Genomic DNA, 3,132 nt, shown 5'->3' on the forward strand with positions numbered 1-3,132 from the left:
CCGGTACGGGGCCGGGTCCGGGAGGGTGCTTCCCGGGCTTGCCCCGTCCGGTGGCCCGCCCCGGGGCGGTCGGGGCGGGGCGGCTCAGGCCGGGGCGGCCGGCTTCTCCCACACCGCGACGATCCGACGGCTGCGGGAGGTGAAGGGCGTACGGTCCCAGTCCTCCCACCGGGCGTACGGACGCAGCCCGGCGAGACGGGCCATCAGATCCATCTCCGCGGGCCACACGTACCGGAAGGGGATCGAGCGGAAGGTGCCGCGCCCGTCGACGATCTCCACGTGGTTCGAGCTCATCGCCTGGGTGGCGGTGTCGTACACGTCGAAGCCCCACACCGGCGGACCGGCGCGGAAGAGCACGGTGTTCCCCGGGGCGGCGGGCGGGAAGGGGCCGGCGGGCTTCCGGTGTCCGATGTCCTCGGCGTTCCCGGTCTCCCCGGCGTCGCCCGCGGCGGTGAGCCGGTCGAGTTCGGGGAGCCCGACCTCGATCAGGAACCGACCGCCGGGCGCCAGGTGTTCGGCGACGTTGCGGAAGCAGTCGACCTGCGCGTCCTGCGTGGTGAGGTTCGTGATCGTGTTGAAGATCAGGTAGGCCAGGGAGAAGGAGCCCTCGACCCGGGTGGTCGCGAAGTCGCCGATCGCGACGGGGATCGCGTCGCCGCCGGGCTTGGCCCGCAGTCGGGCGACCATCTGCGGGGAGAGGTCGATGCCGTGGACGGGGACGCCCCGGGCGGCCAGGGGGAGCGCCACCCGGCCGGTGCCGATGCCGAGTTCGAGGGTCTCCCCGCCCGCGGCGAGTTCGGTCAGCAGGTCCAGGGTGGGGTCGAGGACGGCCGGTTCGGCCATCGTGGCGGTGGAGTCGTCGTAGCCGGCGGCCACGCTCTCGTCGAAGTGGTTGGGGGGTGGGTTCTCCGGTGTTTCCTCCGGTTGGTCCATGGTGCGACGGTAGGGGGAGGAAAGATCCTCCGCACCCGGTTTTCCGCCGGTCCGCCGCCCCGGTCCGGGCCCCCGGTGCCGGGGCCCGGACCGGGCGTGTCAGGGGCGCAGGGCCAGGACCCCGTACCGCTCCAGGGTCACCTCGCCCTCGCACCTTTGACCGGTGAGCAGGTCGGTGCCCGGCTCCGGCAGGATGACGTCGACCGGCTCGGGACGGTGGTTGAGGAGGAAGAGCACCTCGCCCCGGCGCACCGCCTCCACCCCGTCGGGGGTGTCGGCGAGCACGGGCTTCACCCCGGCCCCGGCCGCGGCGCGGGCCAGCAGCGCCTCCAGCGCCGCCGGATCGGGCTGCGTGGAGAGGTACCACGTCACCCCCGGGGCCCCGGGGGCCCCGGCCCCGCCGGCCGGTTCGGGGAAGGCATCGGGAAACGGGGTGTGCCGCAGGATCGCGGGCCGCCCGTCCAACTCGCCCCCCGCCCAGCGGGCGATCACCTCCGGTCCGCCGTCCTGCCCCTCCAGGGGCTCCAGGTCCTCGCTCCACAGGGTGCCGGTGGTGCCGTCGTCGAGCCTGCCGCTCTCCCCCGCCTCCATGGGCCACCACTCGTGGATCAGGTCGATGCCCAGCAGGTCGCGCAGGCGGGCGTCCATCCCGCCCTCGCGGATGCGGTCGTCGGGGTCGGCGACGCCGGTGGACCAGCCGCAGACGAGCGTGGCGCCCGCCCGGACCCGCTCCACCAGGTTGTCCAGCGCGGCGTCGCTCATCAGGTACAGGTGCGGGACGACGATCACCCGGTAGCCGGAGAGGTCTGCCTCCGGGTGGGCGAGGTCGCAGGCGGTGTTGCGGCTCCACAGCGCGCGGTGCCACTCGCGCAACACCTCGGCGTGGTCCACCTCCGCGGAGGGGCGGCCGGGCTGGCCGTCGGCCCACCACGAGTCCCAGTCGTGCAGCACCACGACCTCGGCGGTGTTGCGGGCGCCCACCACCTCCCCCGAGTCGGAGAGCCGCGCCAGATCGGCGCCCAGTTCGGCGACCCGGCGGAAGCCCCGGGAGCGCTCACCGGCGTGCGGGAGCATCGCGGAGTGGAACTTCTCGCTGCCCTGTCGGGACTGGCGCCACTGGAAGAAGCAGATGGCGTCGGCGCCCCGGGCGACCGCCTGGAGGGACCACAGCCGCATCAGCCCGTCCGCCTTGGGCGGGTTCACCCCCCGCCAGTTCACGGCGGCGGCGGCCTGCTCCATGAGCATCCACGGCCCTCCGGCCTGGGAGCGGGTGAGGTCCTGGACGAGGGCTCCGAAGGGGGCGCCGCCGACCGATCGGTGGTCGGCGCGCGGGTCCGGGTAGATGTCGACGGAGACCACGTCCTCCTCCGCCGACCAGCGCCAGCCGTCCTGACCGGGGAAGAGCGGCATGAAGTTGGTCGTCACCGGGATGTCGGCGCGGCGGGCGCGGAGGATGTCGCGCTCGGCGGTGTGGCACTCCAGCAGGGCGTCCGAGGTGAAGCGGTGGAAGTCGAGCTTCTGGGTCGGGTTGACCAGATAGGGGGTGCGGCGCGGCGGGATCACCTCCGACCAGTCGTCGTAGCGCTGGCTCCAGAAGGCGGTGCCCCACGCCTCGTTGAGGGCGTCCGGGTCGCCGTAGCGGTCCCGCAGCCAGCGACGGAAGTGCTCGGCGGTCACATCGCACCAGCAGTGGGTGCAGTACTCGTTGTTGACGTGCCACAGGCGCAGCGCGGGGTGGTGGGCGTAGCGGTCGGCGATGTCGCCCGCCAGTCGGGCGGCGTACTCGCGGTAGATCGGTGAGGAGGGGCAGTACTGCTGGCGTGAGCCGTACCACAGGATCGTGCCGTTCTCGTCGCGCGGCAGGGTCTCCGGGTGGCGGGCGCCCATCCACGGCGGCGGGGAGGCGGTGGCGGTGGCCAGGCAGACGCCGATCCCGGCGTCGTGGAGCAGGTCCATCACGCGGTCGAGCCAGTCGAAGTCGCGAACCCCGGGGCGGGGTTCGATGCGGGCCCAGGAGAAGACGCCGACGGTGGCGAGGTTGACGCCGGCCTCGCGCATCAGACGTACGTCCTCGGCCCACACCTCCTCGGGCCACTGTTCGGGGTTGTAGTCGCCGCCGTGGAGCAGGCGTCCGCGGGTCGCGTCGGAGAGGGAGGCCATGGGCGGGGTTCCTCGTTCCGTGCTCGGGAAACATCGTGC

At 73.6% G+C, this 3,132-nt stretch carries 2 protein-coding genes; both read right to left on the minus strand.

Going from position 1 to position 3,132, the window contains the following annotated elements:
- Window positions 1–84 precede the first annotated feature (84 nt).
- Window positions 85–933, minus strand: coding sequence for a class I SAM-dependent DNA methyltransferase (locus tag FOE67_RS21065; RefSeq protein ID WP_182666413.1), 849 nt, complete (start codon window positions 931–933; stop codon window positions 85–87).
- A gap of 99 nt (window positions 934–1,032) precedes the next feature.
- Entirely contained in the window at window positions 1,033–3,093 is a 2,061-nt protein-coding gene (locus FOE67_RS21070) for a beta-galactosidase (RefSeq protein WP_182666414.1), read from the minus strand.
- Between the last annotated feature and the right edge of the window lie 39 nt (window positions 3,094–3,132).

The sequence above is a fragment of the Streptomyces calidiresistens genome (assembly GCF_014141525.1).
Taxonomy (GTDB): domain Bacteria; phylum Actinomycetota; class Actinomycetes; order Streptomycetales; family Streptomycetaceae; genus Streptomyces; species Streptomyces calidiresistens.